Origin of the sequence: Novosphingobium sp. CECT 9465 (assembly GCF_920987055.1) — a bacterium.
In the GTDB taxonomy this organism is placed as follows: Bacteria; Pseudomonadota; Alphaproteobacteria; order Sphingomonadales; family Sphingomonadaceae; genus Novosphingobium.
Genome location: NZ_CAKLBX010000001.1, coordinates 1,743,733 through 1,770,645, shown reverse-complemented (window position 1 = coordinate 1,770,645; position 26,913 = coordinate 1,743,733). Strand labels below are relative to the sequence as shown.

Genomic DNA, 26,913 nt, shown 5'->3' with positions numbered 1-26,913 from the left:
ACGGCCAGATCGCGAGGCCTATTTAACGGGCCAAGCCAATAGAAAACGGAGTCACGAGAAATGACCGGAAAAACGCTTACCGCACGCCCGCGCGCGAAGGCTGAACCTGCTCCTGTAGTGGAAGGCGCAACGCCTGCCCCTGCATCGGGACCTACCGGCGGCAAGGGCCAGAACCTTCAGGATCTGTTCCTCAATCATCTCCGCAAGAACAAGGTTCCTGTCACGATGTTCCTGGTAAAGGGCGTCAAGCTACAGGGAATCGTCACCTGGTTCGACAATTTCTCGATCCTTTTACGCAGGGATGGCCAGTCTCAGCTTGTTTACAAGCATGCCATTTCCACGATCATGCCGGGTCAGCAGTTGTCGGTTGCCCACTTCCAGACATCTGGCGAGGAAAACGGCAAGAAGGCGCGTTTGCTACAGGAAGTGTTCCTGTCGAGTGTGCGCGATTCCGGCGTTCAGGTGACCATGTTCCTGGTCAACGGCGTGATGCTGCAGGGCAAAGTGGCGTCTTACGATCTTTTCTGCATGCTGCTTGAGCGCGAAGGCTATGTCCAACTCGCCTACAAGCATGCCGTTTCTACAATTCAGCCTGCCGGTCACGTTGATCTTACCGGCGACTGGGATGGCGAGGATTCCTGAGCACTTTCGAATTTGGCAATAATACCGGCGACGTTGCCGGTGAAGTCACCCGTGGCGCGCGTGCCGTAGTCGTCCTCCCCGATATCAAGCAACGGGGGGGCGGCTTCGGCACAGATGCTGAATCCCGGCTCGAAGAAGGGCAGGGCCTTGCCCGTGCGATCGGCATCGAGGTGGTGGATTCGTTCATCCTGCCGATCCGTGCCGTCCGGCCTGCAACACTGTTCGGCGAAGGGCAGGTGGAGCGCATCGGCGTTGCCTGCAATCAGTCCGATGCCGAACTCGTGATTGTGGACGGGGCGCTTTCAGCCATCCAGCAGCGCAATCTGGAAGACAAGCTCAAGCGCAAGGTGATCGACCGAACCGGCTTGATCCTTGAAATATTCGGGGAGCGCGCGGCGACTGCGGAAGGTCGGCTTCAAGTCGAACTCGCTCATCTCGATTATCAGGCGGGGCGGCTGGTCCGATCATGGACGCACCTTGAACGCCAGCGCGGCGGCTTCGGCTTTCTGGGTGGGCCGGGCGAAACCCAGATCGAGGCTGACCGTCGCCTGATCCGAAACCGCATGGCGCGCCTGCGTCGGGAACTCGAACAGGTTCGCCGTACGCGCGGCTTGCATCGCGAAAGACGCCAGCGTGCGCCGTGGCCCGTAGTTGCGCTGGTCGGCTACACCAACGCTGGAAAATCGACGCTGTTCAACCGCCTGACTGGCGCAACGGTCATGGCCGAGGATCTGCTGTTCGCCACACTTGATCCCACGATGCGCGCGATCCGGCTCCCCGGTGTGGACAAGGCCATCCTGTCGGACACCGTCGGGTTCATCTCCGACTTGCCGACACAACTCGTCGCCGCTTTCCGCGCCACGCTGGAAGAAGTGACCGCTGCCGACATTATCGTGCACGTTCGCGATGTCGCCAATCCGGCGACGGCTGACCAGAAGGCCGAAGTCGAGCAGATCCTAGCGGACCTTGGCGTGAATGCCGATGGCGGCACCGCCATTCCGGTCATCGAGGTATGGAACAAGTGGGACTTGCTGACGGCGCAAGAGCAGGCGATGCGCAAGGACATCATCGCCGCCAAGGTCGCCGACATTCCGACCGCCCCGCTTTCGGCACTGACGGGCGAGGGGGTGGAGGCGTTTCTGGAAAAGCTCGGTGAAATGCTGACCGGCGCTGCCCAGACGCTCGATTTGACTGTTCCGCTTTCAGACGGACAGCGGCTCGCATGGCTTCACGCGCACGGCGATATCGTTGAAGAACATCAACTGGATGGTGAGGGGGGCGAACCGGCCATGCGGATAAAGGTGCGCCTCACGCCCAGGGAACTAGGCCGCTTCACCAGCCTCTGATCGCTTTACGGCCTGCCACAGCGCTTCCTGATCGTTGAGCGAAAGGGTGGCGAAACCGCCCTCGGCCAAGGCTTCCATAGCCCGGAAGCGACGCTCGAACTTGGCATTGGCTGTGCGCAAGGCATCTTCGGGCGCTACGCCATACTTCCGCGCGACGTTGACGGCAGCAAACAACAGGTCGCCGGCCTCGGCCACACGGTCTTCGTGAGAACGGGCATCATGCAATTCCTCCAGTTCCTCGGTGACCTTTTCTGCAGCACCATGAGCGTCCGCCCAATCGAAGCCCTGCCGTGCAGCGCGCTTTTGCAGCTTTTCGGCGCGCATCAAGGCCGGGAGCGCTATAGCGACGCCATCCATTGCGCTCGACGCTCCCTTGGCTGCACGTTCGGCGGCCTTGGCTGCTTCCCAGCGCTCGTCACGCGATTGGCCCGCGTCGGTCTCACCACCAAAGACGTGGGGATGGCGCGCTTCCATCTTGTCCGCAATGGCTGCGGCCACATCGTCAAAGGCGAACAGACCTTGTTCTTCGGCCATGCGAGAATGGAACACGACCTGGAGCAGCAGATCACCCAATTCCTCACGGAGCGACGGCATGTCAGCACGTGCGATGGCATCGGCGACTTCGTAAGCTTCCTCGATCGTGTAAGGTGCGATGGTCTCGAAGGTCTGCGCGCAGTCCCATTCGCAGCCGCGTTCCCGATCACGCAGGCGCGCCATGATCGAGAGCAAGCGGATCAGGTTGGAATTTGCCATGTAGGGGCCTCGTGAAACGGGCATTGGGAAGAAGAACGGTGTGATTTCCATTTGAGGTGCGAAAGTCGATTGGTTGGGTAGCACTTTGCCGGGGGTGGGGCGAGCCCCACCCCCGGCGGCAAAATTTCATCCGGCTCTGATGATCTCCTCGGTCAGGACGTCCAAAGGTGTTCTGTAGCCAAGGCACTTCCTCGGCGTGCGATTGAGGCGGTCGGCTACGGATTGCAGATGGCTGTCCGGGATTTCTGCCAGATCCGTATCGAGAGGCAGGAAACGCCTTAGGCGGCCATTGCCGTTTTCAACGCTGCCCTTCTGCCAGGGTGCCGACGGTTTGCAGAAGTAGGCATCGACGCCAAGGCTTGTCTTGAGCGCTCTGTAGCCTGAGAACTCCGTGCCGCGATCGAATGTGATCGAGCGCCGCAATGCGGGGGGAAGGGGGCGCAAACAGCGTTCGATACCGGTCATCACGCCGGAAGAGTGCCGACTTGGGTTGCGGATGAGCACGATAAATCGGCTCCGCCGTTCGACCAGTGAGGTGAGGTTCGCCTTGCCAAATTCCTTGCGGAACGCGACCAGATCACCCTCCCAATGACCGTAACTGGCTCGTGAGCCGATCTCCACGGGACGCTCCGCAATGGTATTGGCGAGAGGTATGTTGAGACCCCGGGGTTTTCGCGCATAACGCCTTCGCCGGTTCTTGCGAGCTCGAGGCAGGTGCCGCCACAGATCTTGCCGGCGACCTTCGGGGCTGTAGACGTACTGGTAGATCGTTTCGTGGCAGACCTTGGCGTCACCATCGGCCATCCGGGCGTGACCGGCTATTTGCTCAGGCGACCACGCCAGGCGCAGGCCTTCGGCAATGCTGGTGGCCAGGACTGCATTGCGCGCGATCTTGCCGCCGCACATCCGTCGCGATCGCGCTATGCGATGCGCGACCCGGGGAAAGTAACCCCGAAACCATGCGTCTTCATCGTAGAAGAAGTTCCGCTTCAACTCGCGATAAATCGTCGAGACGTGCCGCCCGAGGCGAGCGGCAATTTGCCGTACCGGCGTACGCGCATCACGCATGCGAAAAATCAGTTCGCGCTCGTCCAGGTCCAGTTGGTGGTAGCTTCGCGACATGGGGCATCCTTCCGAGAGGGACTCTCAAAGTCCCAGAAATCCTCGAAATTCGCACTTCCAGATAGAATCCACCGCGCCCCGATCCATGTCCAGCGGATTGATAATAGAGATTATGTAAAATTAACATCGACTTTGTCGCCGATTTACCAGCCCAGAACTGAAAACGTCAAAGCCGCTGCTACGAACACGAATGCCCAAAGCGCTGCCATGCGCAACCCATCCGACAACCCGATCTGGCGTCCGCGGAGCCCCGCTGAAACAAGCACCAGCGCCCCGATGATCCCGATCATCCTGACGATGTCGTCGCCGCTCAAATCTCGATCTCCATCCCGTCGAATGCCGGCTGAACATGACTGGGCGTTTCGGCACACAGTGTCCGATAATCCATCGACTTGTCGAGATGCGTGAGGATGCCCTGGCCGACGCGCGCAGCCTCGATCAATTCGAGCGACATGTCGAGATGCGCGTGCGTGGGATGCGGTTTCCGACGCAGGCAATCCACGACGAGTACGTCCACGCGATCGAACAACGCGACCATCTCGGCGGTAATCTCGCTGAAGTCCGTCGCGTAACCAATTGATTTTCCGTCTTGATCGAAACGAAACGCCGTCGATTGCGCGGGACCGTGCGGCATCTGGCAGTGGTTGATCCCAATGCCGCAAATCATGCGTACCCGATCAAGGTTATCGATCTCGCACAGCGTGTGATAGCCATGCTGCCCAGCAAACACATAGCCGAAGCGCTGGCGCAAGCGGCGCACCGTCTCCGCTGCGGCATAGCCCGGAATCGGTCCGGCACGGCCATAGCGCAGCGGCCTCAGGTCATCGATTCCGTGACAATGATCGGCGTGATCGTGCGTCCACAATACGCCGTCAACACTGTCGATCCCGCACGACAGGAATTGCTGGCGCAAGTCGGTTGGCGTGTCGACCAGCAGGCGGCTGCCGTCATTGCCCTGGACCATGATGGCGACCCGACTGCGCCGGTTGCGCGGTTCGGCAGGATCACAATCACCCCAGTCGTTGCCGATGCGCGGTACACCTGTCGATGTACCCGATCCCAGAACAAGCAACTTCACAGTGACGCCTTTGAAAACAGGCGAAAGAAGTTTGCTCCGGTCACATCGGCGAGCGCTCCGCTGGTCATGCCACGAAGTCCGGCCACGAAGGCGCACGTATCGGCGACAAAGGCAGGCTCGCAGGTCTTACCGCGATGCGGCACCGGCGCGAGGAATGGCGCATCCGTTTCCACCAGTAGCCGGTCTTCAGGAAGTTCAGCAGAAATGGCCTGCAAGTCTTTAGCATTCTTGAATGTCACGATCCCGGAAATCGAAATTGTGAGGCCAAGTTCCAGCATGCGCTTGCCAAAGTCTGCCGATGCGGTGAAGCAGTGGATCAGTGCAGGAAAGGCCCCCTTCCCCATTTCGTCCTCGATGATCCGCGTCGTGTCATCCTCGGCTTCGCGCGTGTGAATGATCAGCGGCAGTCCGGTTTCGCGCGCGACCCGGATATGCACCCGGAACAGGTCTTGCTGAACCTGGCGGTCTGAATGATCGTAATAGTAATCCAGCCCGGTTTCGCCAATACCGATCACACGCGGATGGCAAGCAGCGTCCAGCAATGCCGCTTCACCAAGATCGGCATGGGCATCGGCTTCATGCGGATGAATGCCGATACTGGCCCATACATCGCTTTCGCGTTCTGCCGTTGCGACGATGGCGGCCCATTCGCTCTGCCGGGTCGAGATGTTGAGGAACCCGCGCACCCCGGTTTCGCGCGCACGGCCAAGCACCTGGGCCTGATCTTCGACCAGACCCTTGTAATTGAGATGACAGTGCGAATCGATCAGCATCATGCGGCGGTCGCATCCTCAGGCAGTTCCAGGCGCGGGAATGCCGGTGTCGGCTGGCCCAGCTTCTCCCCTGTGGCGACACGCGCCATGAACCAATCGGCATCGGTCAGGGCGGGGAACCCACGTTCCTCCAGCGGAATTCCGATTTGATCCAACACCTTCGCAGCGGAACTTGGAACAACAGGGGAAATTGCGATGGTAAGATCGCGGATGGCCATGAACAGCGTGAGCAGGACAGCCTTCATCCGGTCGGGATCGGTCTTGCGCAATGTCCAGGGCGCTTGTTCATCGACATAGGCATTGCACGCAAACACCGCGCGCATCCAGGCGTCGATCCCGCCGGAAAAATTGAGTTCGGCAAACGCACAAGGCAGTTCCTCGCGGCAGGCGGCGAAAACCATTGCCAATAGCGCGTCATCGGCAGCAATGCTCGGAAACGCTTCAAGTTCACCATGCATGTTTTTGAAAATCATGGACAGAACGCGCTGAACAAGATTGCCGTAGCTGTTCGCCAGTTCAGCGTTGCAGCGGGTCACGATCGCTTCGGGCGAATAGGAACCATCCTGCCCGAATGCCACTTCGCGCATCAGGAAATAGCGTAGCGGGTCGACACCGAAACGCTCCGCCAGTTCCAGCGGATCGGTGACATTGCCCAGCGATTTCGATTCCTTCTGGCCGCGATTGAGCAGGAAGCCATGGCCGAACACTTGCGCGGGCACGGCCAGGCCCGCGCTCATCAGAATGGCAGGCCAGTACACGGCGTGGAAACGGACGATATCCTTGCCGATCAAATGGAGATTTGCAGGCCAATATCTTGCAAAATCGCCGTTTTCGTCTGGAAAGCCCAAGCCGGTGAGGTAGTTTGTCAGGGCATCGACCCACACGTACATGACATGGCCATCGCTGCCGGGCACTTTCACGCCCCAATCGAAACTGGTCCGCGAAACCGAAAGATCGCGCAAACCACCTTCGACGAAACGCATCACTTCGTTGCGGCGGCCGTCGGGCTGGATGAACTGGGGTTGGCCATTGTAAAGCTGAAGCAGCGGTTCGGTATATTTCGACAGGCGGAAGAACCAGCTTTCCTCAACCGTCCATTCGACCGGGGTGCCTTGCGGGGAAAGTTTTTCACCCCTTTCCCCTGCAACAAGTTCGCTTTCATCGTAGAACGCTTCATCGCGCACCGAATACCAGCCTTCGTAGCGATCGAGGTAGAGATCACCATTGGCTTCGAGCCTGCGCCATAATTCCTGAGATGCCGCATGATGGCGATCTTCGGTGGTACGCAGAAAGACATCGTACGATACATTGAGTTCGTCACACATCGCAATGAAATGCGATGACATTTCGTCGCTCAGCTGTTTTGGCGTGATGCCGAGGTCGCGTGCCTTCTGCATCATCTTCAGGCCATGTTCGTCGGTGCCGGTCTGGAACCGGACATCGCGCCCCATCGCCCGCTGGAACCGGGCGATGACGTCTGCCGCAATGGCTTCATAAGCATGGCCGATGTGCGGCTTGCCGTTGGGATAGGAAATGGCAGTGGTAATGTAGAAGGGTTCGCCCATCGGGCCGGTCACTTTCATGCGTCGCGCTCGTGCAAGGATTCTGCGTCTTATCGAACGTCTTCCCTAGTCGGCGCGGCCGATGCCAGCAAGGAGCCGATTTCCATCAGCAGCATTCCAGTATCGAAGTTGTAGATCGGGGCCTCGGCCGCCAGCTTGACCAGACGCGCATGCGCCTCGACCAGGCGCAGCGTTGCCGTATCGCTGGCATGAGCCAGAGCGCGCACGACGGTCATCCGTGCGGCCTCTATCGCAGCCATCTGCCGTTCGCGATCCGGCCGAGCGCCGAGCGCCCCTGCCAACGCTCCGCGCAATGCAAGGTCGGGATCGCCACGTTCGACAAGGCTGGTGAAGATGGCCTGTGCCTTGGCAAGATCCTGTTCGGCGAAGGCGAGCGCCGCTCCCGGCGATCCTCCGGCAACGGCGAGCGCGGCGGTTCTTGTCGCACTGTCGAGTTGCGGTGCCACGGAGTCGAGCGCGCGGGCCACTTCAGCATCGGTCAGCGTGTGGAAACGCAGGATCTGGCAGCGTGATCGGACAGTGGGCAGCAAGCGTCCGAGCGCATGGACGACAAGCAGGAAAAACGTGCCTTGGGGCGGCTCTTCAAGGCTCTTGAGCAGGGCATTGACCGCGCCCTTCTCAAGCTGATCGGCGGCGTCGATGATTACCGCGCGCCGCGAACCCAGAGTCGGCCGCGTGTTCAGGCGGCGCTGGATTTCGCGCACCTGATCGACCGAGATGTTCCGCTTGGTCAGGAAGGCCTTGCCGTCGTCGCGTTTCTTCACCTCGTCATCATTGGCGGGGAGCGGGCGCAGCGTGAGAATGTCCGGGTGCATTTCGACAGGTGGCTGTGACACGCCCTGCTCTGCCATCAGTTCAGCCGCCGCTGCATGCGCAAACATGGACTTGCCCAGCCCTTCGCGCCCGGAAAGTATCCACCCGTGATGCATGCGACTGCCAGCCATCGCGGCATGCCATTCCCGCCAGGCGTCATCATGGCCGATCAGCGCGGTCATTGCGCAATCAGGTCGGCAATTGCGGCGAAAGCGCGCCGGGCAACTTCATCGGGTGTGCCTTGCGCATTGATAACGGCGAATCGTCGCGATTCTTCGGCAGCAAACCGAAGGAACGCCGCCGCCACGCCAGCGTGATACCGCGCATCGCGCCCGCCGATGCGATCCGCGCTGTCGCCGTCTCGCAGTGCGAGACGCTGCGCCGAAACTGCCGGATCGATCGTCAGCAACAATGTCCGGTCCGGTAGCAGGCCTTCGCTGCCGATGCCGTGGAGCGCCAGCACATCGGCATCGGAAAGGCCCCCTGCACCGCCCTGATAGGCCCGGCTGCTGTCCACATAGCGATCGCAGATCACCCATGCACCGCGCGCCAGAGCGGGACGGATGAGCTTTTCGACATGATCGGCGCGGGCGGCTGCGAACAGCAGTGCCTCGGCCCGCGCACCCCAGCCTTCGCCTTCGGTGGTGAGCAACAGGGAGCGGATGGTTTCTGCCCCGGCGGTGCCGCCCGGTTCGCGGGTGATCACCACGTCAAAACCGCGCGCGCGCAAATCTTGCGCCAGCAATCGCGCCTGCGTGGATTTGCCGACGCCTTCCCCGCCTTCAAGCGCGATGAAACGGCCTGCGATCACAGTCCCACGATCCGCATCGCGCCATCGCGCATCCGGGCGGAGAGGCCTCCCCTGGGCACGGATTCGCCAGCGACAAGCGGCAAGGCATGGACAGGTTCACCCGGAACCCGCACAAGCAGGCTGGCAACCGTCTCTCCCGCCGCGATCGGAGCCTTCAGCGGACCCTTGTAGCGAATGGACAGCGTGTACGCCGTTTTGCGCCCCGCTGGCGAGGTTACCGAAAGCGCACGGGGCGCGATCAATGGGACGGTACGTTCAAGCCCGCCCTGCACCTCCGCCTCGCCCACGCGCGCACCTTTGGCAAAAAGCGGTTGCGCGGCCCAGGCCGAAAACCCCCACTCGATGAAATCGCGCGATTGCCGGCCACGATCCTTCGGCCGGTCATACCCGCCAAGGACCATCACCAGTCGGCGGCCCTTGCGCTCGGCTGACCCAACGAAGCCATAGCCCGCTTCATTGGTGAAGCCGGTCTTCACCCCGTCCGCGCCCTCGGTAATGCCATAAAGCGGGTTGTGATTGGGCTGGGTGATGCCATTCCACGTCATCTGTGAATGACCGTAGAACTGACGATAAAGGTCTGGAAACCGGGTCATCAACGCACTGCTGAGCGTTGCCAGATCTGCCGCCGAGACATAAGTCTGGCCTTCGTCCATCCATCCGTTCGGTGTGTTGAAATGGCTGTCGCGCATGCCGAGGTCGGCGGCAGCGGCGTTCATCAGCGCCGTGAATGCCGGAACAGAACCGGTTGCGCCTTCTGCCAGCACGACGCAGGCATCGTTTGCCGAAACGGTGACGATGCCCTCCAGCAGTTCGGCGACGGTTGGCGTGGCGTTGGCGGGTATGAACATCGTGCTGCCGACATGGTTCCATTGCCGGAATGTTTCCGGGCGGACCGGAATCCGCTGGTCAAGCCGCAACTTGCCCTTGGTCAGCATGTCGAAGGCGACATAGCTGGTCATGATCTTGGTTATGGATGCTGGAACAAAGCGACGGTGTGCATCGCGCGCATAAAGCACCCGACCCGATCCCACATCGACCAGCAATGCAATCGGCGCATCGATTACCGGCATTGCCAGTTCAGGCGGTGTGGCAAAAGGTTGAGGCGCAGCGGCCTTTACCGGGATTGCCGCAAGGCTGGCACTTACCGCAGTTGCAACCAGTTTAGAAGGCAAGACACATTCCCCGACGTCATCCAGGGCCGCCGAGCGCCTCAAGCATTCAAGGCACGGTCACGACCTGGGCATCGGCATAGCCCGACCGCCGCGCCTTCGCCAGCGCTGCATCTGCTTGTCCACGATCCTTGTACGGCCCGGTTCGCACACGCCAGAACTTTCCCGCCTGCGCGGCTGAACCGCCAACGCTTCTGGCTGCGGCTTCGGCACGATCTTTCGAAGAAAAAGCGCCGACCTGAACGAACAGACCGGTTTCGGCAGTGGCAACCGGCTTTGCCTCCGGTTTCGGCGCGGGCATCGCTGCTGTTGCCGTAGACGCAGGAGCAGGCAATTTGGGCAATGGCTTCGCGGCAGCTCTTGGTAAGGCCGCCGCCGCAGGCACGCTAACTGCTTTCCCCGCCTCGGCAGGGGCAGGCGGCGTTGCAGCCAGACCTGGCGCTGGCGCGATCCCAAGCTTGCGCTTCAATACCGCGAGCAGGCCCGGCGGCGTGTCCATTCGCGCGGGCGCCTGCGATCCGCTGCGCAGCAACGCGCGTTCGACTTCTGGCGGGTTGACCCGGCGCACCCGCACGGGAAGCCGCGACATTGGCGGCGCGCCAAGTTGCGCCCATGCCTGAGGCGACAGCGAAACGAGGTTGCTGCCCTGCATCGGGCCACGCCGGGTCATCCGCACAAGGATCGTTCGGCCGGTCTCAAGCGAGGTGACCTCGACATAGCTGGGCAAGGGAAGCGTACGGTGCGACCCGCTGATGCCCTCTGCTGCATCTGTTTCGGCATAGCCGACCGAATCGTAATTGAGCGTATCGGCGGGCGTGTAGGTCACGCCGTCGATCATGAATGGCTCGCCCAGAACCATGGGGTAGTCCCCCGCAGGCCCACGCACTTCCGCGGCGGAAACTGGCGCAATTTCGTCATTTGCGCCACCACAGGCGGCAGTTGCAACGACGGCGGAAAGGGCAATCCAGCTAGCGGCTGATTTCATCTGCAAGAAGTCCCACGGACAAGGCGTAAAAGTTCGAGCAGTTGTAATCGAGGATAACCCTATAATTTCCGGTTAGCAGATAGGCAGTCTTCCCGCGCCCATCAGGTTCGAGCAGGCTGGCCATCACATCATCCGCAGGCCAATTGCCGGATTTTGGAAAGAGTCCCAGTGCCCGCCATTCGCGGATGGTCTTCCATCCTGTGTGCCGGTCGAAAACACGGACGCAACGCGGACTCTTCAATGTTGTGCCAAGGCTTGTGCGATCCAGCCCGTCCGGCACGGTCACCGCCACGCCCCATGGCTGGCCCGTCCGCCAACCGGCATCACGGAAGTAATTGGCGATCGAGGCAAGCGTATCGGTGCGATTGTTCCAGATGTCGGCAAAGCCATCGCCATCGCCGTCCTGCGCAACGCGAAGATAGACAGACGGCAGGAACTGCGGGTTGCCAAAGGCGCCTGCCCAGCTACCCACCAGCTTCGAACGCGGCACTCCCCGGTCAACCATTTTCATGGCCGCGATAAATTCATCGGCAAACAGTTCGCGGCGGCGGCCTTCATAGGCCAGCGAGGCCAGCGCGCGCGGAAGGTCGAAGTTCCCGGTATAGCCGCCGTAATCGGTTTCGTGGCCCCAGATCGCCAGCATGATCGGTCCCGGTACGCCATAGCGTCGCTCGATCGAGCCAAGCTGCCCTACGGCCGCAGCAAATTGTCGCCTGCCCCGCGCAATCCTCGAAGCGTCGACATGGCTGCGACGGTAGGGTTCGAACGCCGGAATCGTGCCGGTCGTCGATCCGGGCTGACTGCGATCGAGCTGGATCACCCGCTGGTTGAGCGTCAGCCCGGCCATCACTTGCGAGATTGTCGATTCTCGTACGCCTTCACCCCGCGCTCTGGCGGCCAGAAGCTGAAGATAACCCTGAAAACCCGCTTCTTCCGCATCGACCTGCCCGGAAGCCGGCCCAGCAAGCCCAAGCGCCAGCGCCGCCACGAACGCGGCTCGGAATGCCTTCATACCCGTTGAAAATTTCATGCCTCGGTGTCGCACGGATAGTTTGCGATGGGAATCCCCTTTGCGACCGACCGCGAAGCCGCTAACGGCAAAGCGATTCTGGCTGTCGCTGATTCAGGGCGCCAAAATCGTGCGGACAGGTGGCCGAGTGGTTTAAGGCAACGGTCTTGAAAACCGTCGTGGGTGGAAGCTCACCGTGGGTTCGAATCCCACCCTGTCCGCCAATTCCTATTGATTTAATTAGAGTTTTTCAAATTTGAGGGTGCAGTTCCCATAAAGGCTCCCCAATAGATCAGTTGCTAGAGGCCTTGCAGTTTCAAGCCGGAAGCACCAATCGTGAAGCATCCGCGATCGGTTGAAGTCGTGATCGCCTCCATTACTGGCCATACCGTAAGTATTCGGGCAGTTTGCTTGGTAAATGGCATGTCTATGACGGCTGGCAGCGGGAAAAATCCAACAAGATTGTTCCTAAGAAACAAATCGCGGGATGGTCGTTTAGAAACAATCCGGCGATCACCGGACAGAACCGCCCAGCCCCCTTCTTTGCCTAGTCGGACTATCCATTCTTCGTCCGTCAAAGAGCCAGTGTTGAATTTGTCTTTGATGTGCTCAACGTGGTGATAGCCAGAAAAAAGCTGGCCTAGCCCGCGCCCCAGCCGTGCCGGGAACATGTTATCAACGAGCAGTTTCACGCGGCCTTACGGGGAGCGTGCGTCATTTCGTATTCAAGTGCATCCCGGATCAATTTCGGTCGCAACTCAAACAACTTCGCCACAGCCTCCACAGAGCCTTCTGCTCTCACAGCCTGCGCCAGCCGCTCTGTTGGAATACCAGACTCGGCCACAATCGGCTGGCCAAACGAACGCTCCGGGTCGGCAACAATTGTTCGCTTTCCGTCTAAAAGCCACCAGCGGCGAGCAGCCTCATCGTCAAACTCTAGTCCAGTGAGACTAGGGGCGACAATGCGAGAGAAAACACCTTGGAGACTCCGAAGATCTATCAATTCGGGTTCGCCAACGTCGCGCCATATTTCCAGAAACAGAGATTTTCCGTCTGTTTTGAACTGCCTAGTCGAGAAAGGACGATCATCGCCAATGAGATCGCGCGCGCGAGCAATGCAGCGCCGGATCGTGGGCAGTCCAATTCGCAGCCCGCGCAAGGAATTTACAATGCGAGCCTCGACTAAATCGCGGAAACCAATGATCAGCGATTCGTCATCTTCAATGTCATATTGAGGGTGCCAAAGAGGTGCTTCATGCTTGCCATCATGGTCATAGCCGGAAAGCCAGCGCCTGAGATTGCGCGCGGGCATGTCAATCATCCGCGCCGCCTCACCGACGGTATAGATGCCAACTCCGAATGCCGCGTCGCTCATATGCACTCCATGCCCCGACCGAGCACTTGGCGCTAGAGCTTTCCGATGACAGGTTGCATCTAGGCCGTGAACCCATTAACGCGACGGTGTCTGAGCCTTCTTGATCTGTCGCACCGCCCAGATGACAATCGGAATTGTCAGAATCAGGAACACGATAAGTCGGGTGTTCCACTGCTCACCGCTGAAGAATGCGATCAAGGCAGCGGCAAAGAAGAATAGCGTCCAAGACATCCAGGGCTTCATAGGGTTCATCGTAACACGCCTTTCCTTGTTGAGCGAAAGCTGATTCAGGGACTGGATGAGCCGATATGACCTGACCGATTTCGAGTGGCGTGTGATCGAACCAATGTTGCCCAACAAGCCTAGAGGCGTGCCACGTGTCGATGACCGGCGTGTGCTGAATGGCATCTTCTGGGTGCTGCGGTCAGGGGCGCCGTGGCGAGACTTGCCGGAACGCTATGGCCCGCGCACAACCTGCTACAATCGCTTCGTGCGATGGCGAAAAGCCGGTGTGTGGGATCGAATGATGGACGCCATCACCGCCGCCCATGATGGCGATATCCAGATGATCGACAGCACTTCCATCCGGGCGCACCAACAGGCTGCGACGGCAAAAAGGGGGATCGAGATCATTGTCTCGGTCGCTCCCGAGGCGGGCTCACCACCAAAATCCACGCGGTCGTCGATGGGCAAGGCCTCCCGATCCGGCTCAGCCTGACTGCCGGGCAAAGCCACGACGGGCAAGCGGCTGACGATCTACTCAATCACGTTGGCGCCGGAACAATCGTGCTGGCAGACAAGGCGTATGACGCCGATCGTATCCGAGCGTCTCTCCGCGAAAAGGGATCGTTTGCCAACATTCCGCCCAAGGCAAACCGGAAGTCGAAACCGTACTTCAGCACATGGCTGTACCGCGAGCGGAACCTGATCGAACGCTATTTCTCCAAATTGAAGCACTTCCGCAGAGTAGCTACCCGCTACGACAAGTTGGCCGAAAACTTTCTGGCCATGGTCCAACTCGCCTCAATGCGCCTGTGGCTGCGCGTTTATGAGTCTACGGCCTAGAGAAGCCCGTCCAGCGAAACACTGGCGATCCTCGCTTCCAGTGAACGCGCACCATGCTTCCATGTAATGCTATCACCCTCAGTGGCACCGGACAGAAATACGGGATGCTGGTCGGTGTCCGGTTCGCAATCTGACAGTTTGCTGGAGGTTTTCCCTGGAGGAGTGCGGACAAAGAATTCCGCAGTCCTCCAGTTGTTTTGCGGGCTTTATTCGCCAAACCTCAGATATGGATCGCCCGTCCGTAAGCGGCCAGCACGCTTTCGTGCATGGATTCGCTGATTGTGGGGTGCGGAAACACCGTGTGCATCAGTTCGGCTTCCGTCGTCTCCAGCGTCTTGCCGATCACGTAGCCCTGGATCATCTCGGTCACTTCCGCACCGATCATGTGCGCGCCCAGCAGTTCGCCGGTTTTCGCGTCGAACACGGTCTTCACGAAGCCTTCGGGTTCGCCCAGCGCAATTGCCTTGCCGTTGCCGATGAACGGGAATGTGCCGACCTTGAGCGTGTAGCCCGCTTCCCTGGCTTTTGCTTCGGTAAGGCCCACGCTGGCAATCTGCGGGTGGCAATAGGTGCAGCCGGGGATGTTGCCGCGATCCATCGGATGCGGATGCACATCCTTGTTGCCCAGTTCCGCCGCGATGGCTTCAGCCGCGATCACGCCTTCATGGCTTGCCTTGTGCGCCAGCCATGGGCCGGGCGTCACGTCGCCAATGGCCCACAGATTTTTGACGTTCGTCCGGCCATAGCCATCAATGGCGATGATCCCGCGCTCAGCCTTTACGCCCAGCGCTTCGAGGCCGATGTTCTCGGTGTTGGGCGCAATGCCCACGGCGACGATGACGTGGCTGTAATCGCCTTCGGCAACCTTGCCATCCTTGCCCTTTATCTTCGCCTTCACCCCTGAAGCGGAGACGGCAAGACTTTCGACGCCCGCGCCCGTCATGATTGTCATGCCCTGCTTTACCAGCGCCTTTTCAAGGAAGGCCGAGACATCGGCGTCCTCGACAGGGACCACGCGGTCCATCATCTCCACGACTGTCACGTCAGCCCCCATGTCGTTATAGAAGCTGGCGAACTCTATGCCGATGGCACCCGATCCGATGACCAGCAGTCTGGTCGGCATGACCTTGGGCGTCATAGCGTGGCGATACGTCCAAACCCTCTCGCCATCGGCCTTGGCGAACGGCAGGTCGCGCGCGCGCGCGCCGGTTGCGACGATCACATGCTTTGCAGAAATCGTTTCGGCGCCCTTGTCGCCGGTAACTTCGACCGACGTCGCGCTTTTGAGTACGCCGCTGCCCATGTGCACGGCGATCTTGTTCTTCTTCATCAGGTGCGTAACGCCCTGATTGAGCTGCTTTGCCACCCCGCGTGAACGCTTGACCACGGCATCGAGATCCGCGCGGATATTGTCGGCGGCAAGGCCATAGGCAGCAGCGTGCTTCATGTGGTTGAGCACTTCGGCCGAGCGCAGCAGCGCCTTGGTGGGAATGCAACCCCAGTTGAGGCAGATGCCGCCAAGGTTCTCGCGCTCCACGATCGCCGTCTTGAGGCCCAGTTGCGCGCACCGGATCGCGGCCACATAGCCGCCAGGTCCAGAACCGAGAACGATGACGTCGTATTGGTCAGCCACGCAAATGCTCCTTCAGGCCAGTGGCCCATGATCCAGCGAAGCGGGCGGCGCGAGGCCGCTCGCAGTTATGTCAGGCGACCAGCCCAAGCGGGTTCTCGATCAGCGCCTTGAACGCCTGCATCAGTTCGGCCCCGTCTGCCCCGTCGATGGCGCGGTGATCGAAACTGCCGGTGGCCGACATGACCGTGGCGATGCCAAGCGCGCCATCGATCACATAGGGGCGCTGTTCGCCCGCACCGACCGCCATGATCATGCCCTGCGGCGGGTTGATGACGGCATCGAAGTTCTTGATGCCGAACATGCCGAGGTTGGAAAGCGACGCGGTGCCACCCTGGTATTCGTGCGGTTGCAGCTTGCCTTCGCGCGCCTTGCCCGCAAGCGTCTTCATCTCGGTGGCGATGGCCGAGACCGACTTGGCCCCGGCATCCACGATGATCGGCGTAATCAGGCCCGAAGGCGCAGCCACGGCAACCGAGATATCGGCGCGGGTAAAGCTGCGCAGTTCATCGCCCGCAAAGCTGACGTTGCACTTGGGCACCTGCATCAGCGCCTTGGCCAATGCCTTGACGAGAAGGTCGTTGACCGAAAGCTTCACACCCTGCGCTTCCAGCGCCGTGTTGAGCTGTCCGCGCAGCTTGAGCAGGGCATCAAGCCGGATGTCGACGGTAAGATAGATGTGCGGGATCGTCTGCTTGGCCTCGGTCAGGCGACGTGCGATGGTCTTGCGCACGTTGTTGAGCTTCGACGCTTCGTAGGGAATACCGAAGTCGGGAACCGCTGCCGGAGCCGCAGGAGCAGGAGCAGGTGTCGCTGCCGGTGCAACGGCAGGAGCGGCAGGTGCAGATGCTGGTGCGGGCGCAGCCTTGGCGCCTTCCACATCGGCACGGATAATCCGACCGTTGGGACCGGAGCCGGTCACGCCCGAAAGATCGATGCCCTTTTCCGCCGCGATGCGTTTGGCGAGCGGGCTGGCAATCAGGCGTTCACCCTTCGGTGCAGCAGCCGTTGTGGGAGCCGCAGGGGGTGCCGGGGCTGGTGCGGGAGCGGCTTCTGCTTTGGGCGTGGGGGCAGGAGCGGCCTTTGCTGCCGGGGCGGGCGCGCTGGCGTCCTCGTCCTCGCCAGCGATCATCGCGATCACCGTGCCGACCTTGACGCCTTCGCTGCCTTCGGCGACGTCTATCGAAACGATCGTGCCTTCGTCGACCGCCTCGAATTCCATCGTCACCTTGTCCGTCTCGATCTCGGCCATGATGTCGCCAGAGGCAACCTTGTCACCCACCTTCACCAGCCACTTTGCAAGTGTGCCTTCCTCCATCGTGGGGGAAAGGGCGGGCATCTTGATTGCGATGGGCATGGGTTGTTTTTCCGTGTCCTGATGGCGCAGGGGAAAGGCCGCCGGAACGAAAACCTCCCTTGCATCTTTTGTCGCCCCCATTTCACCAGCATGGCGCGTCGGGTCAAGTGGCTTGCAGCTTGCGCCGCATACGAATTTGCCGATATCTGTGCGCTGGAAGGATCAGGATCATGCCACAACGCATCTACCTCGTGATCATGGACGATACCGAGGAAGCGCGCGCCGCATTGCGTTTTGCCGCACGCCGCGCCGTGCGGACCGCAGGCACGGTGCACATCCTCGCGCTTGTTCCACGTCAGGAATTCGTCGCTTTTGGCGGTGTGCAGGCGACAATCGAGGAAGAGGCGCGCGATCGGGCCGAAGTTCTGGCGATGACCGCGGCAGGCAGCCTTGCCTCGGAATCGGGTCTGACCCCGGTGATCTCGGTCATGCAGGGCGATGGCCCGCAAGTCGTCCGCGCCTATCTGGCTGAACATCCTGAAGTTTCTGCACTGGTGCTTGGCGCGGCTACCGATAGTGGGCCGGGTCCACTGGTCACGCACTTTGCCGGAATCGCCGGGCAGCTCCCCTGCCCGCTGATGATCGTGCCCGGCGGCCTAGATGACGAGACAATCGACCGCGTGAGCTGACGCACGGGTTAGCGCTTGCCTTTTCCCTGATGCCGGATGTTCGATGGCCGCCCGCGCTTTCCAGCGACATGAGGACCCTTGAACTTGCCGCTCTTGTCGCGCGGTTTGTGTTCGGTGCGGGTCCCGCGGCGTTCGATCCGATGACTGCCTTCGCCAGCGTCGACCGGCTCGAACTTCAACGCACCTGTCAATGGATTGGCTTCGGCAAGCCGCAGCTTGAGAATCATTCCCATGCTGAACTGTACGCCGGTCGATTCGCCGATCAGGCGCTGCGCCTTTTCGTCATAACCGAACCGTTCGGCACCCAGTGTTGAAACCGGCACCAGCCCGTCCCCGCCAAGGCCGATGATCGTGGCGAACAGACCGAACTTCTGTACGCCGGTAATGCGGGTGTCGAAAACCTCGCCGACCTTGCCCGATAGCCATGCTGCCACATAGCGGTCGATCGTATCGCGCTCTGCCTCCATCGCGCGACGTTCCGCCACGCTGAGCGCATCCGAAACCCGTCCGAGATCAGACCTGTCCCGATCGGAAAGTCCCGATGTCGCAGGCACATCGGCCTGAGGACGGGGTTGCTCCAATTTGTAGGCGTCCACCAGCGCACGATGGACGAGCAGGTCCGAATAGCGGCGAATGGGTGACGTGAAATGCGCGTAGCTGCCCAGCGCCAGCCCGAAGTGCCCGGCGTTGCGCGGTCCGTAATAGGCCTGGGTCTGGCTGCGCAGGACCGCCTCCATCACCAGCGCCTTCTCGGTTTCGTCCGAAACGTCCTTCAGCATGCGGTTGAACAGGGTCGGCGTAATCACCTGCCCCAGCGCCAGCTTGCGGTCGAATGTGGCGAGATACTCCTTGAGCGCGATCAGCTTTTCGCGGCTCGGCGGTTCGTGGATGCGGTAAACCACCGGCGCGACCTTGGCCTCCAGCGCCTTGGCCGCCGCCACGTTCGCCGCGATCATAAAGTCCTCGACCACGCGATGGGCGTCGAGCCGTTCGCGCAGCGCGATTTCGGCGATCTTGCCATTGGCATCGAGCACGACCCGGCGCTCAGGAAGGTCAAGGTCGAGCGGGTCACGATCCTTGCGCGCCTGTTCCAGCAAACGCCATGCGTCCCACAAATTCGTCAGATGCGGTGCAGCTTCGCCAGAATCGATTCGCCGCTGTGCTTCTTCATAGGCGATGACTTCAGCGATCCGCACCAGCGCGCGCGTGAAGCGCCATTCCTTGATCCGGCCTTGGGCATCGATGGACAAATGGCAGGCCATGGCCGCACGATCGGCGCCTGCTTTCAGCGAGCAGACGTCCGCGCTCAATACTTCGGGCAGCATGGGAACGACTCGGTCCGGGAAATAGACCGAGTTGCCGCGCTTGCGGGCTTCCCGGTCGATCTGCCCGCCGGGGCGCACATAAAAGCTGACATCGGCAATGGCGACGAGCGCACGGAAGCCACCCTCGCCATCGGGTTCTGCCCAGATGGCATCATCGTGGTCGCGGGCATCGCTGGGGTCAATCGCGACGATCGGCAGGTGCCGCAAGTCCTCCCGATGCTCTTCGCTGAGTGGCAGCTTGGCGGCAATATTGCCCTCGTCCAGCGTCGCCTGTGGAAAGACGAACGGGATGCCGTGCTTGTGGATGGCGATGAGGCTGAACGCGCGCGGCGCCAGCGGATCGCCCAGAATAGCCGTAACCCGGACGCCCGATCGCGGTGAGCGACCGGCAGGTTCGGCAAGGACCAGTTGCCCGGCTTCCGCTCCGGCCAGATCGGAAATCTGCACGGCATTGCGCACACGCTTGTCTACCGGAGCGAGCCAGCCCTTGCCCGTACCGTCAAGCTCCACCACGCCCAGCACCTGCTCATCGGCGACAGCAAGCTTTTTCATCGGATGGGCAATCCAGCCCCTGCCTGCTTCCTCAGTGCGCGCCAGCACACGGTCGCCAACCTTCAGCGCGGCCTGACGGTCACGCACTTTGCCGCGCGGTTCCACAATGCGCAGGCGTGGCGGCGGGCTGGCGTCATCGGGCTGCCAGGTTTCAGGAATGGCATAAGCCTCGCCATCCTCGATTTCGAGTACGCGGAGCACCGTCACCCGCGGAACACCGCCCATGGCGTGGAACGCGCTGCGGTTCCCGTCGATCAGACCCTCTTCGGCCATGTCCTTGAGCAAGGCCTTGAGCGCAATCTTCTCCGTCCCGCGAAGGCCGAATGCCTTGGATATCTCGCGCTTGCCTGCGGGTTCATCCGACTGTGCAATGAAATCGAGGATCTGTTCACGCGATGGCAGACCTTGCGCGAACTTCACCGCAGGCTTGGCTGCGGACCTGGGCGGATATTTGCTATTTACCATTTCCGGCATGTGGTCCCTCACATCGGCTATGGCAAGCGGTGATCAGGGCTTGGGTAGCGGCGCGAATTGTCCGCCTGGCACCGCAGAAGCAACCGGACTTTCGGCGCCGCTGGCACTGATCGCGCTCACCCCGAACAACCAGTCGTCGGCCCGTACGCCAGGCAGGGTGACAGAAAGCATGGCAGTCTCCGCAACCACTGCTTCCCACGCTGCCGCATCGGTGCGGCGTTGCCATACTCTATAGCGAACCGCTCCGGGAACTGCCTTCCATTCAAGCTCTGTCGAGGTCTGGACTGCACCTTTCATTGTCGGTCCGGGCGGCATCGGCGCAGCGGCCAGCGCTGCCAGCGCGCGGACATTCAGCTGCGTGACCTTGGCGAGGTATGCAAAATCCATCTCATCGATGGTGTCGCCGAACTTTATGCCCTTCTCCACCCGCACGTCCTGATGCTGATGTTCGTAGTCCTCCACCGCCACGGTCAGACGAATCGCGGGGTAGCCCTTGTCGGAAAACGGCAATTGATCTCCGCCGCGCCCCATCCGGTCCGCCCGCCAGATCTGCCGCACTGCCAGACCGTTTGCATCTTGCGTGGCAAGGCCACCGATCCAGCGCGCGATATTGCGTGAAGGGCTGTCATTCTCGCCACCATAGCGCCGCATCTGCGCCCGCAAGGCGTCTGTTGCATCGGCGCGTGGCCCTTCGGACAGGACGCGGACGTGGGCATCATCGCGGTAACCGTCCGACCCGCGCGACCCGCCGACGATATCGTTGTTGAGCACGGCCTTGATCGTCCAGCCTTGCTGCGCCGCGTAATCGGCCAGCAATTTCCCGCCAAGCAGACCCTGCTCCTCGCCGGAAAGCGCGGCATAGACGATGGTGCCTGCAAATTTCTGTTTTGACAAAATCCGTGCGGCTTCCAGCACCAGCGCAGTGCCTGAGCCGTCATCATTCGCGCCCGGCGCATCGCTGGTTGCATCAAGAATGGCGCTGACCCGGCTGTCGATATGCGCCTGCACGATCACGACTTCGCCCGGCCGCTCGACCCCGCGCTGGATCGCCACCACATTGACGAGCCGGGTCGGCACCGGCACACGGTCGCCCGTCACCATTCGTTCGGGGAGCGCGATTTCAAGGCAGCCGCCGCAAGCTGCCGATGTCTTGCGGAATTCCGCCTCCGCCCACGCCCGCGCTGCGCCGATGCCGCGCGCAGGATCGGTCTGGCTCGACAGCGTGTGACGGGTGCCGAAACCGATCAGGCGTTCAACGTCGGCCCGCATCCTGCTTTCCGAGATTGCCTGTTCGGGCGGGGCGGCAAAGGCCGATGGCGATATGGCCAGCGAGACGAGAAGGATCAGGGAGCGCATGGTCCCAGCTTACGTCATCGCGCAGCCCAGCCAAGCCTGCGCCGCAACAAGGGTGGCGACACGCGCCACCACCCGTCAAACCTTGTCAGTATGACCGCGCGATCAGGATCGTCTCCACCGCCGGTTCGCCCGTGAACAGGCAAGTGCCGGTCGGCATTTCGGAACCGAGCGGCGTATTGCGGATGGTCAGCTTCAGCGCCTTGAGCTGTTCAACCACCTTGTCGAGCGCGGCGCCAGTCGGCTTGGACCAGCCTACCTGAACCCAGCCTGGAAACTTCGCGCTTTCGGCAAAGTATGCGGCAAGCCCGGCAAGATCGGTCACGTCTCGCACGATCTGGGCATCGCGGCGCGCGCGCGCTTCTTCGAACAGTCCAGACTGGATCGCTTCCAGTTGCGCGGCAGCCCCGGCAATGAAGTCTTCCCTGGCCTGCCCCACGAAGTTCGGCTTGGCATCTTCGCGCCACAACTGATCGCGGCGCAATACCGAAACCTGCCCGCCCTCAGCATCGCGGCCACCGATCTCAAGGATCAATGGCACACCCTTCTTCACCCACGCCCAGCGCTTTTGCGTCGCCTTGCCGGGACGCTTGTCGAGCAGAACGCGGACGCGCTCATCGAACACCGACTGCCTGGCCAGCGCGGTGCGAATTTCTTCGCAATAGGCGAGCAAAGCTTCATCGCCATCGTTATCGCGCAACATCGGCAGGATCACGATCTGCTGCGGTGCCACCTGTGGGGGCACCCGCAAACCATCGTCATCGCCATGCGTCATGATCACGCCGCCGATCAGCCGCGTCGACACGCCCCAGCTGGTGGTGTGCGCAAGCGCCTGCTGGCCTTCTTTGTCCTGATAACGGATCCCGGCCGACTGTGCGAAAGTCGTCCCCAGATAATGCGACGTACCTGCCTGAAGCGCCTTGCCATCCTGCATCATCGCTTCGATCGAGAACGTCTCGACCGCGCCGGGAAAACGCTCGTTTTCAGGCTTGGGTCCGGCAACGACCGGCATGGCCAGCGGACCTTCGGCAAAAGCGCGATACATTTCCAGCGCGCGCAAGGTTTCGGCCATGGCATCGGCTTCATCGGCGTGAGCCGTATGGCCTTCCTGCCACAGGAATTCACTGGTGCGCAGGAACATGCGGGTACGCATCTCCCAGCGCACGACGTTGGCCCACTGGTTGACCATCAGCGGAAGATCGCGCCACGATTGCACCCAGCGCGCCATGGCCGCCCCGATCACCGTTTCCGATGTGGGGCGCACGACCAGCGGCTCTTCCAGCTTCGCTTCAGGATCGGGAATCAGCCCGCCATTGCCATCGGCGATCAGCCGATGGTGCGTGACAACCGCCATTTCCTTGGCAAAGCCGTCAACGTGTTCCGCTTCCTTGGCGAAATAGGACAGCGGAATGAACAGCGGGAAGTAGCAGTTCTCTACGCCCGCTTCCTTGATCTGCGCATCCATCAGCTTCTGGATGCGTTCCCAGATGCCATAGCCCCACGGCTTTATGACCATGCAGCCGCGCACGCCGGATTCCTCGGCGAGTTCAGCCTCTGCGATCACCGCCTGATACCATTGGGCGAAGTCATCGGCGCGCTTTACATTCAGCGCGTGCTTGATGCCTGAAGAATTCTTGGAGTGCTGGTTCATGGCTCGCGCGTTAAGGCGCAAACGCGTTTCCCGCAATGCCCAGATTGGGTATTGCGGGAAACGATGCGTTACTTGGAAAGCTGGTCGAGCTTCTTCTGCATTTCCGCCATCTGCGAGCGCAGGGCGTCAAGCTCGCCACCTTCGGAAGCAGGCTTTTCCTCATCCTTGACGACACCGCCCGGAACGAAGGCCGCTGCCGCAGCCTTGAACATTTCCATGTTGCGCTGGGCAATTTGCGCCAGCGGATTCGAGCCGATGCTCTCCTCGATCGCCTTGCGCATCTTGGCCTGGTTCTCGCGGAAATGATCCATCGATGCTTCAAGGTATCCGGGCAGGAACGCCTGCATGGAATTGCCATACATCGAAATCAGCTGGCGAAGAAAGTTGGTTGGCAGGATCTGCTCGCCCGCCGCTTCTTCATCCATGATGATCTGCGTCAGGATAGCATGTGTCAGATCGGTGCCGGTCTTCGCGTCGATCACTTTGAAATCGACGTTCTCCTTCACCATCTGCGCGAGATGATCGAGCGTTATGTAGCTCGACGTACTTGTATTATAGAGGCGACGGTTAGCGTATTTTTTGATTATAACCGCTTCGCCGGACTTTGATTCACTGGACATGGCTTACGCCCCCACTGCGACATTTCGTCTTTTAGCATGTGCAGCATGTGCAGCGCAACAAAACTTAACAGAAATCGTTAATCGCCTTTTAACGTGCAAATCGCTGGCCCATCAGCGTCAGTAATTCGTACTGGGATAGCCCGCTGGCTTTCGCAGCCAGTGGCAGATCGTAAACCGCTTCCAGCCAATCACCTTCGCGGCATTCCGCAAGATCGGTCAGGTCCACGATCGTCAGATCCATCGATATCCGGCCCAGCACCGGCACATCGCGACCCTGCCACGAAAATCTCCCCGCCCCTGACCAGCAGCGCAGGTATCCGTCGGCATAGCCGAGGGCGAGAACACCGGCTCGCATGGGCCGTTGCGCAATAAACGTAGCATTATAGCCAACACGATCGCCGGGTTTGAGCGAACGTACCTGGATCACCGCTGCTTCAGGGAACGCGACCTGCGCGATTCTGCCTGCAAGTTCGGGACGCGCAACACCTCCGTAAAGCGCAAGCCCAGGCCGGGTGAGATCGGCGTGATATGTGCGCCCAAGCGCAATTCCTGCGCTGTTCGCCAGGCTGTAGCGTCTTGCACTGACTGACTGGCGGACCGATTCGAACGCAAGCCGTTGCGCAGCATTTTGCGAAACGTCTTCATCCGCGCTGGCGAGATGGCTGAGGCAGATATCCAGGTCGAGCGCAGCGATAGCCGCATCGCCCAGTTCGTCCCGGCTGATCCCAAGGCGATTTATGCCCGTATCGACCATGAGATGGCACGGGCCGCCGCCGGATTCATGCCACAAATGGACTTGTCGCAGCGTGTTCAAAACCGGTCGCACCCTCGTCGCGCGGGCAAAATCGGCGTCCTGCATCGTAGTCGGGCCGTGCAGAACAGCAATGTGTTCCGCGGGGACATGGGCCAGCAGATCAGGCGCTTCGCCCCAGTGCGCCACGAAAAAGTCGCGGCATCCCGCATCTGCCAGCACACGCGAAGCGCGCGCGGCGCCGATCCCATAGGCATTGGCCTTGACGGCTGCACCTGCACGAGCCGTGCCGGACATCACATCGAGCGTTCGCCAATTCGAAGCAAGGGCGCCAGCATCCATGCGCAAGCGCAGTGCAGCAGGCGGCAGCGGAATGTCAGTCATCCGTAAAATCTGTGGGAAGGCCCGATTTCAGCCCCCAGACGGACACGATGAGTGCGACCAGCACGATGATCCAGGTGTACCACAGGCCGGAATAAGGGTCGCCCGTCCGCGCAACGATGTAGCTTGAGATGAGCGGAAGGAAGCCGCCGAAATATCCGGTGCCGAGATGATAGGGGATCGACATCGAGCTATAGCGGATACGAGGGGGAAACATTTCCGAAAGCAGGGCCGCAACCGGACCGTAAGTGGCGCCCGACAAAGCCATAAGCGCCAGCAGCGCCCCGACAACGACAGCGATCCGCCCCAGCGATGGCGTGACCTTCGCAAAATCATACCCCCTGGCGCCCAACTCGGCCTGAAGCGCATCGGCGCGTACGGCAGCCTTCTCCGTCCATGGGTAACCCGAAAGATCGGAAGGCTCAGCGCCGATCGTGACCGTAAAGGTCGATGTTGGTTCAAGTTTGTAGGTAACGCCCGACGCCGCGAGGTCTGCCAGCAGTTTTCCGCAATTGCTGTCCTGTTCCGAGGCAAAAGGGCTGTAATTGCAGTCAGGGCCGCTGACGACCACCGGATTGCGCGCAGCGGCGGCGGCCAGTTCGGGGTTGGCCGCCGAACCCATCAACCAGAAAGTGGGAAAGAGCAGCAGCAGCGTGGCGGCATACCCGAACACGATAGGCTTCTTCCGCCCGATCCGGTCCGACAGTGCGCCGAATACGATGAAAAATACCATCCCCACCGCCGCACCGATGCCGACGATGATTTCGGCCAGCGTGTCTTCCACCCGCATGGCAGACTTGAGGAAGCTGAGGCCGGTAAACATCGCCGTGTACCAGATCACGGTCAGGCCCGCGGCAATTCCGAACAGGGCAATAAAGATGCGCCGCTTGTTGCCGGGATAAGTGAAACTTTCAACAAACGGATTGCCGGCGAGTTCGCCCTGCTCCTTCATCGCCTGGAAAACGGGGCTTTCCGAAAGCTTCAGCCGCATCCACAATGACACCGCCAGCAAAGCGATGCTGACCAGGAACGGTACGCGCCAGCCCCATGAAAGCCACACAGCCTCGGTCATCAATGCCTTGCTGGACAGCACCACGATCAGGCTGAGCACGAAGCCGCCCACGACGCTGGCCTGAATGTAGCTGGTGTAATACCCGCGCCTGCCACCCGGCGCATGCTCGGCCACGTAGATCGCCGCACCCCCGTATTCCCCGCCCAGCGCCAGCCCTTGCAGCACCCGCAGCAGGATGACGATGGCAGGGGCAACCAGACCGATTGTTTCCGCAGACGGAATCAACCCCACGCCAGCGGTGGCAACGCCCATCAGCGTGACGGTTACAAGGAACGTGTATTTCCGGCCCAGCTTGTCGCCCAGATAGCCGAACAGGATCGCGCCCAGTGGCCTGAAGCCGAACCCTACAGCGAAACCCGCCCACACCAGCAGCACCTGCAAGGTCGCATTGTCTGACGGGAAAAAGGTCTTGCCGATGATCGAGGCGAGCGTCCCGTAAATGAAGAAATCGTACCATTCGAACACCGTACCGGCTGAACTGGCGGCAATGACCAGTCGAATGTCCGAAGCGCTCGGCTCAACCGCGCCGGCCTTTCCTTCAACAACGCTCACACCAGAATCCCCCGGATTGTCCTCTTGTGATTGCTGCCTTAG

At 60.9% G+C, this 26,913-nt stretch carries 26 protein-coding genes and 1 tRNA gene; 5 read left to right on the top strand and 22 right to left on the bottom strand.

All coding sequences use genetic code 11. The features are described from left to right. Nucleotides 1-60 precede the first annotated feature (60 nt). Nucleotides 61-642, top strand: a complete 582-nt coding sequence (gene hfq / locus LUA85_RS08635) for an RNA chaperone Hfq (protein ID WP_231468786.1) — start codon at nucleotides 61-63, stop codon at nucleotides 640-642. Continuing rightward, nucleotides 639-1,988, top strand: coding sequence for a GTPase HflX (gene hflX / locus LUA85_RS08630; protein ID WP_231471808.1), 1,350 nt, complete (start codon nucleotides 639-641; stop codon nucleotides 1,986-1,988). Before hfq ends, hflX begins: the two co-directional genes overlap by 4 nt. On the opposite strand, the gene mazG is transcribed toward hflX, so the two are convergent. The 11 genes from mazG to LUA85_RS08575 all read right to left on the bottom strand — a co-directional run bounded on the left by mazG (nucleotide 1,965) and on the right by LUA85_RS08575 (nucleotide 12,087). Beyond that, nucleotides 1,965-2,741, bottom strand: a complete 777-nt coding sequence (gene mazG, locus LUA85_RS08625; RefSeq protein WP_231468784.1) for a nucleoside triphosphate pyrophosphohydrolase — start codon at nucleotides 2,739-2,741, stop codon at nucleotides 1,965-1,967. The two genes, hflX and mazG, sit on opposite strands and share 24 nt — an antisense overlap. Nucleotides 2,742-2,867: 126 nt before the next feature. Further along, nucleotides 2,868-3,863: an IS30 family transposase gene (locus LUA85_RS08620; protein WP_231468782.1), complete on the bottom strand. Its 996-nt coding sequence runs from the start codon at nucleotides 3,861-3,863 to the stop codon at nucleotides 2,868-2,870. A gap of 143 nt (nucleotides 3,864-4,006) precedes the next feature. Continuing rightward, the gene (locus tag LUA85_RS08615) at nucleotides 4,007-4,177 is read right to left on the bottom strand and encodes a hypothetical protein (RefSeq protein WP_231468780.1); all 171 of its coding nucleotides are present in this window, start codon (nucleotides 4,175-4,177) and stop codon (nucleotides 4,007-4,009) included. Beyond that, nucleotides 4,174-4,941 carry an MBL fold metallo-hydrolase gene (locus LUA85_RS08610; protein WP_231468778.1) on the bottom strand — a complete coding sequence of 256 codons (768 nt, stop codon included), beginning with the start codon at nucleotides 4,939-4,941 and terminating at the stop codon, nucleotides 4,174-4,176. Before LUA85_RS08610 ends, LUA85_RS08615 begins: the two co-directional genes overlap by 4 nt. Then, entirely contained in the window at nucleotides 4,938-5,714 is a 777-nt protein-coding gene (locus LUA85_RS08605) for a TatD family hydrolase (RefSeq protein WP_231471807.1), read from the bottom strand. The genes LUA85_RS08610 and LUA85_RS08605 overlap by 4 nt, the downstream gene beginning before the upstream one ends. Beyond that, nucleotides 5,714-7,279 (bottom strand): methionine--tRNA ligase, encoded by a 1,566-nt coding sequence (gene metG / locus LUA85_RS08600; protein ID WP_231471806.1) that lies wholly within the window; start codon nucleotides 7,277-7,279, stop codon nucleotides 5,714-5,716. Before metG ends, LUA85_RS08605 begins: the two co-directional genes overlap by 1 nt. Nucleotides 7,280-7,326: 47 nt before the next feature. After that, nucleotides 7,327-8,292 carry a DNA polymerase III subunit delta' gene (locus LUA85_RS08595; protein ID WP_231468776.1) on the bottom strand — a complete coding sequence of 322 codons (966 nt, stop codon included), beginning with the start codon at nucleotides 8,290-8,292 and terminating at the stop codon, nucleotides 7,327-7,329. After that, nucleotides 8,289-8,921 (bottom strand): dTMP kinase, encoded by a 633-nt coding sequence (tmk, locus tag LUA85_RS08590; RefSeq protein ID WP_231468774.1) that lies wholly within the window; start codon nucleotides 8,919-8,921, stop codon nucleotides 8,289-8,291. The genes LUA85_RS08595 and tmk overlap by 4 nt, the downstream gene beginning before the upstream one ends. After that, entirely contained in the window at nucleotides 8,918-10,093 is a 1,176-nt protein-coding gene (locus tag LUA85_RS08585; RefSeq protein ID WP_231468772.1) for a D-alanyl-D-alanine carboxypeptidase family protein, read from the bottom strand. The genes tmk and LUA85_RS08585 overlap by 4 nt, the downstream gene beginning before the upstream one ends. Before the next feature lie 46 nt (nucleotides 10,094-10,139). Next, nucleotides 10,140-11,075 carry an SPOR domain-containing protein gene (locus LUA85_RS08580; RefSeq protein ID WP_231468770.1) on the bottom strand — a complete coding sequence of 312 codons (936 nt, stop codon included), beginning with the start codon at nucleotides 11,073-11,075 and terminating at the stop codon, nucleotides 10,140-10,142. Then, nucleotides 11,059-12,087 carry a lytic transglycosylase domain-containing protein gene (locus LUA85_RS08575; protein WP_231468768.1) on the bottom strand — a complete coding sequence of 343 codons (1,029 nt, stop codon included), beginning with the start codon at nucleotides 12,085-12,087 and terminating at the stop codon, nucleotides 11,059-11,061. The genes LUA85_RS08580 and LUA85_RS08575 overlap by 17 nt, the downstream gene beginning before the upstream one ends. A gap of 131 nt (nucleotides 12,088-12,218) precedes the next feature. Between LUA85_RS08575 and LUA85_RS08570 the strand changes: the two genes are divergently transcribed. Further along, a tRNA-Ser gene (locus LUA85_RS08570) sits at nucleotides 12,219-12,308 on the top strand. A gap of 75 nt (nucleotides 12,309-12,383) precedes the next feature. Here the strand turns inward: LUA85_RS08570 and LUA85_RS08565 are convergent. The 3 genes from LUA85_RS08565 to LUA85_RS08555 form a co-directional block, all read right to left on the bottom strand. After that, nucleotides 12,384-12,776: a hypothetical protein gene (locus LUA85_RS08565; RefSeq protein WP_231468766.1), complete on the bottom strand. Its 393-nt coding sequence runs from the start codon at nucleotides 12,774-12,776 to the stop codon at nucleotides 12,384-12,386. After that, the gene (locus LUA85_RS08560; RefSeq protein WP_231468764.1) at nucleotides 12,773-13,459 is read right to left on the bottom strand and encodes a DUF433 domain-containing protein; all 687 of its coding nucleotides are present in this window, start codon (nucleotides 13,457-13,459) and stop codon (nucleotides 12,773-12,775) included. The genes LUA85_RS08565 and LUA85_RS08560 overlap by 4 nt, the downstream gene beginning before the upstream one ends. Before the next feature lie 75 nt (nucleotides 13,460-13,534). Continuing rightward, entirely contained in the window at nucleotides 13,535-13,702 is a 168-nt protein-coding gene (locus LUA85_RS08555; protein ID WP_231466483.1) for a hypothetical protein, read from the bottom strand. 55 nt (nucleotides 13,703-13,757) lie between these two features. Between LUA85_RS08555 and LUA85_RS08550 the strand changes: the two genes are divergently transcribed. Beyond that, nucleotides 13,758-14,524, top strand: a protein-coding gene (locus tag LUA85_RS08550) for an IS5 family transposase (protein ID WP_231466484.1) whose coding sequence is annotated in 2 segments (ribosomal slippage) — nucleotides 13,758-14,070 and nucleotides 14,070-14,524 — 768 coding nt in all. Because the reading frame shifts where the segments join, the coding sequence is not laid out codon by codon here. A gap of 220 nt (nucleotides 14,525-14,744) precedes the next feature. Here the strand turns inward: LUA85_RS08550 and lpdA are convergent. Both lpdA and LUA85_RS08540 read right to left on the bottom strand, forming a co-directional pair. Continuing rightward, on the bottom strand, nucleotides 14,745-16,157 hold the full coding sequence (lpdA, locus tag LUA85_RS08545; RefSeq protein ID WP_231468762.1) for a dihydrolipoyl dehydrogenase: 1,413 nt from the start codon (nucleotides 16,155-16,157) through the stop codon (nucleotides 14,745-14,747). 70 nt (nucleotides 16,158-16,227) lie between these two features. Then, on the bottom strand, nucleotides 16,228-17,511 hold the full coding sequence (locus tag LUA85_RS08540; protein WP_231468760.1) for a pyruvate dehydrogenase complex dihydrolipoamide acetyltransferase: 1,284 nt from the start codon (nucleotides 17,509-17,511) through the stop codon (nucleotides 16,228-16,230). A gap of 170 nt (nucleotides 17,512-17,681) precedes the next feature. Between LUA85_RS08540 and LUA85_RS08535 the strand changes: the two genes are divergently transcribed. Continuing rightward, entirely contained in the window at nucleotides 17,682-18,140 is a 459-nt protein-coding gene (locus LUA85_RS08535) for a universal stress protein (protein WP_231468758.1), read from the top strand. Between the two features lie 8 nt (nucleotides 18,141-18,148). Here LUA85_RS08535 and LUA85_RS08530 read toward each other — a convergent pair whose 3' ends face one another. The 6 genes from LUA85_RS08530 to LUA85_RS08505 all read right to left on the bottom strand — a co-directional run bounded on the left by LUA85_RS08530 (nucleotide 18,149) and on the right by LUA85_RS08505 (nucleotide 26,871). Continuing rightward, a complete protein-coding gene (locus tag LUA85_RS08530) occupies nucleotides 18,149-20,482 on the bottom strand; it encodes a ribonuclease R family protein (protein WP_231468756.1) in 2,334 nt (777 codons plus the stop codon). Nucleotides 20,483-20,524: 42 nt separating this feature from the next. Further along, a complete protein-coding gene (locus LUA85_RS08525) occupies nucleotides 20,525-21,847 on the bottom strand; it encodes a M28 family peptidase (RefSeq protein WP_231468754.1) in 1,323 nt (440 codons plus the stop codon). Between the two features lie 85 nt (nucleotides 21,848-21,932). After that, nucleotides 21,933-23,495, bottom strand: a complete 1,563-nt coding sequence (proS, locus tag LUA85_RS08520) for a proline--tRNA ligase (protein WP_231468752.1) — start codon at nucleotides 23,493-23,495, stop codon at nucleotides 21,933-21,935. A 68-nt stretch (nucleotides 23,496-23,563) separates the two neighbouring features. Next, entirely contained in the window at nucleotides 23,564-24,115 is a 552-nt protein-coding gene (gene phaR, locus LUA85_RS08515) for a polyhydroxyalkanoate synthesis repressor PhaR (protein WP_231468750.1), read from the bottom strand. An 88-nt stretch (nucleotides 24,116-24,203) separates the two neighbouring features. Next, nucleotides 24,204-25,250 (bottom strand): alanine racemase, encoded by a 1,047-nt coding sequence (gene alr, locus LUA85_RS08510; protein WP_231468748.1) that lies wholly within the window; start codon nucleotides 25,248-25,250, stop codon nucleotides 24,204-24,206. Continuing rightward, complete coding sequence (locus LUA85_RS08505; protein WP_231468746.1) at nucleotides 25,243-26,871, bottom strand: MFS transporter; 1,629 nt, start codon at nucleotides 26,869-26,871, stop codon at nucleotides 25,243-25,245. Before LUA85_RS08505 ends, alr begins: the two co-directional genes overlap by 8 nt. Between the last annotated feature and the right edge of the window lie 42 nt (nucleotides 26,872-26,913).

Excerpts from the sequence above, each read along its gene's own strand:
- proS (WP_231468752.1), bottom strand. The coding sequence starts at position 23,495 with ATGAACCAGCACTCCAAGAATTCTTCAGGCATCAAGCACGCGCTGAAT.
- LUA85_RS08580 (WP_231468770.1), bottom strand. The coding sequence starts at position 11,075 with ATGAAATCAGCCGCTAGCTGGATTGCCCTTTCCGCCGTCGTTGCAACT.
- LUA85_RS08575 (WP_231468768.1), bottom strand. The coding sequence starts at position 12,087 with ATGAAGGCATTCCGAGCCGCGTTCGTGGCGGCGCTGGCGCTTGGGCTT.
- LUA85_RS08540 (WP_231468760.1), bottom strand. The coding sequence starts at position 17,511 with ATGCCCATCGCAATCAAGATGCCCGCCCTTTCCCCCACGATGGAGGAA.
- hfq (WP_231468786.1), top strand. The coding sequence starts at position 61 with ATGACCGGAAAAACGCTTACCGCACGCCCGCGCGCGAAGGCTGAACCT.
- mazG (WP_231468784.1), bottom strand. The coding sequence starts at position 2,741 with ATGGCAAATTCCAACCTGATCCGCTTGCTCTCGATCATGGCGCGCCTG.
- LUA85_RS08620 (WP_231468782.1), bottom strand. The coding sequence starts at position 3,863 with ATGTCGCGAAGCTACCACCAACTGGACCTGGACGAGCGCGAACTGATT.
- metG (WP_231471806.1), bottom strand. The coding sequence starts at position 7,279 with ATGGGCGAACCCTTCTACATTACCACTGCCATTTCCTATCCCAACGGC.
- alr (WP_231468748.1), bottom strand. The coding sequence starts at position 25,250 with ATGACTGACATTCCGCTGCCGCCTGCTGCACTGCGCTTGCGCATGGAT.
- LUA85_RS08560 (WP_231468764.1), bottom strand. The coding sequence starts at position 13,459 with ATGAGCGACGCGGCATTCGGAGTTGGCATCTATACCGTCGGTGAGGCG.
- LUA85_RS08605 (WP_231471807.1), bottom strand. The coding sequence starts at position 5,714 with ATGCTGATCGATTCGCACTGTCATCTCAATTACAAGGGTCTGGTCGAA.
- LUA85_RS08525 (WP_231468754.1), bottom strand. The coding sequence starts at position 21,847 with ATGCGCTCCCTGATCCTTCTCGTCTCGCTGGCCATATCGCCATCGGCC.
- phaR (WP_231468750.1), bottom strand. The coding sequence starts at position 24,115 with ATGTCCAGTGAATCAAAGTCCGGCGAAGCGGTTATAATCAAAAAATAC.
- LUA85_RS08555 (WP_231466483.1), bottom strand. The coding sequence starts at position 13,702 with ATGAAGCCCTGGATGTCTTGGACGCTATTCTTCTTTGCCGCTGCCTTG.
- LUA85_RS08530 (WP_231468756.1), bottom strand. The coding sequence starts at position 20,482 with ATGGTAAATAGCAAATATCCGCCCAGGTCCGCAGCCAAGCCTGCGGTG.
- LUA85_RS08595 (WP_231468776.1), bottom strand. The coding sequence starts at position 8,292 with ATGACCGCGCTGATCGGCCATGATGACGCCTGGCGGGAATGGCATGCC.
- LUA85_RS08535 (WP_231468758.1), top strand. The coding sequence starts at position 17,682 with ATGCCACAACGCATCTACCTCGTGATCATGGACGATACCGAGGAAGCG.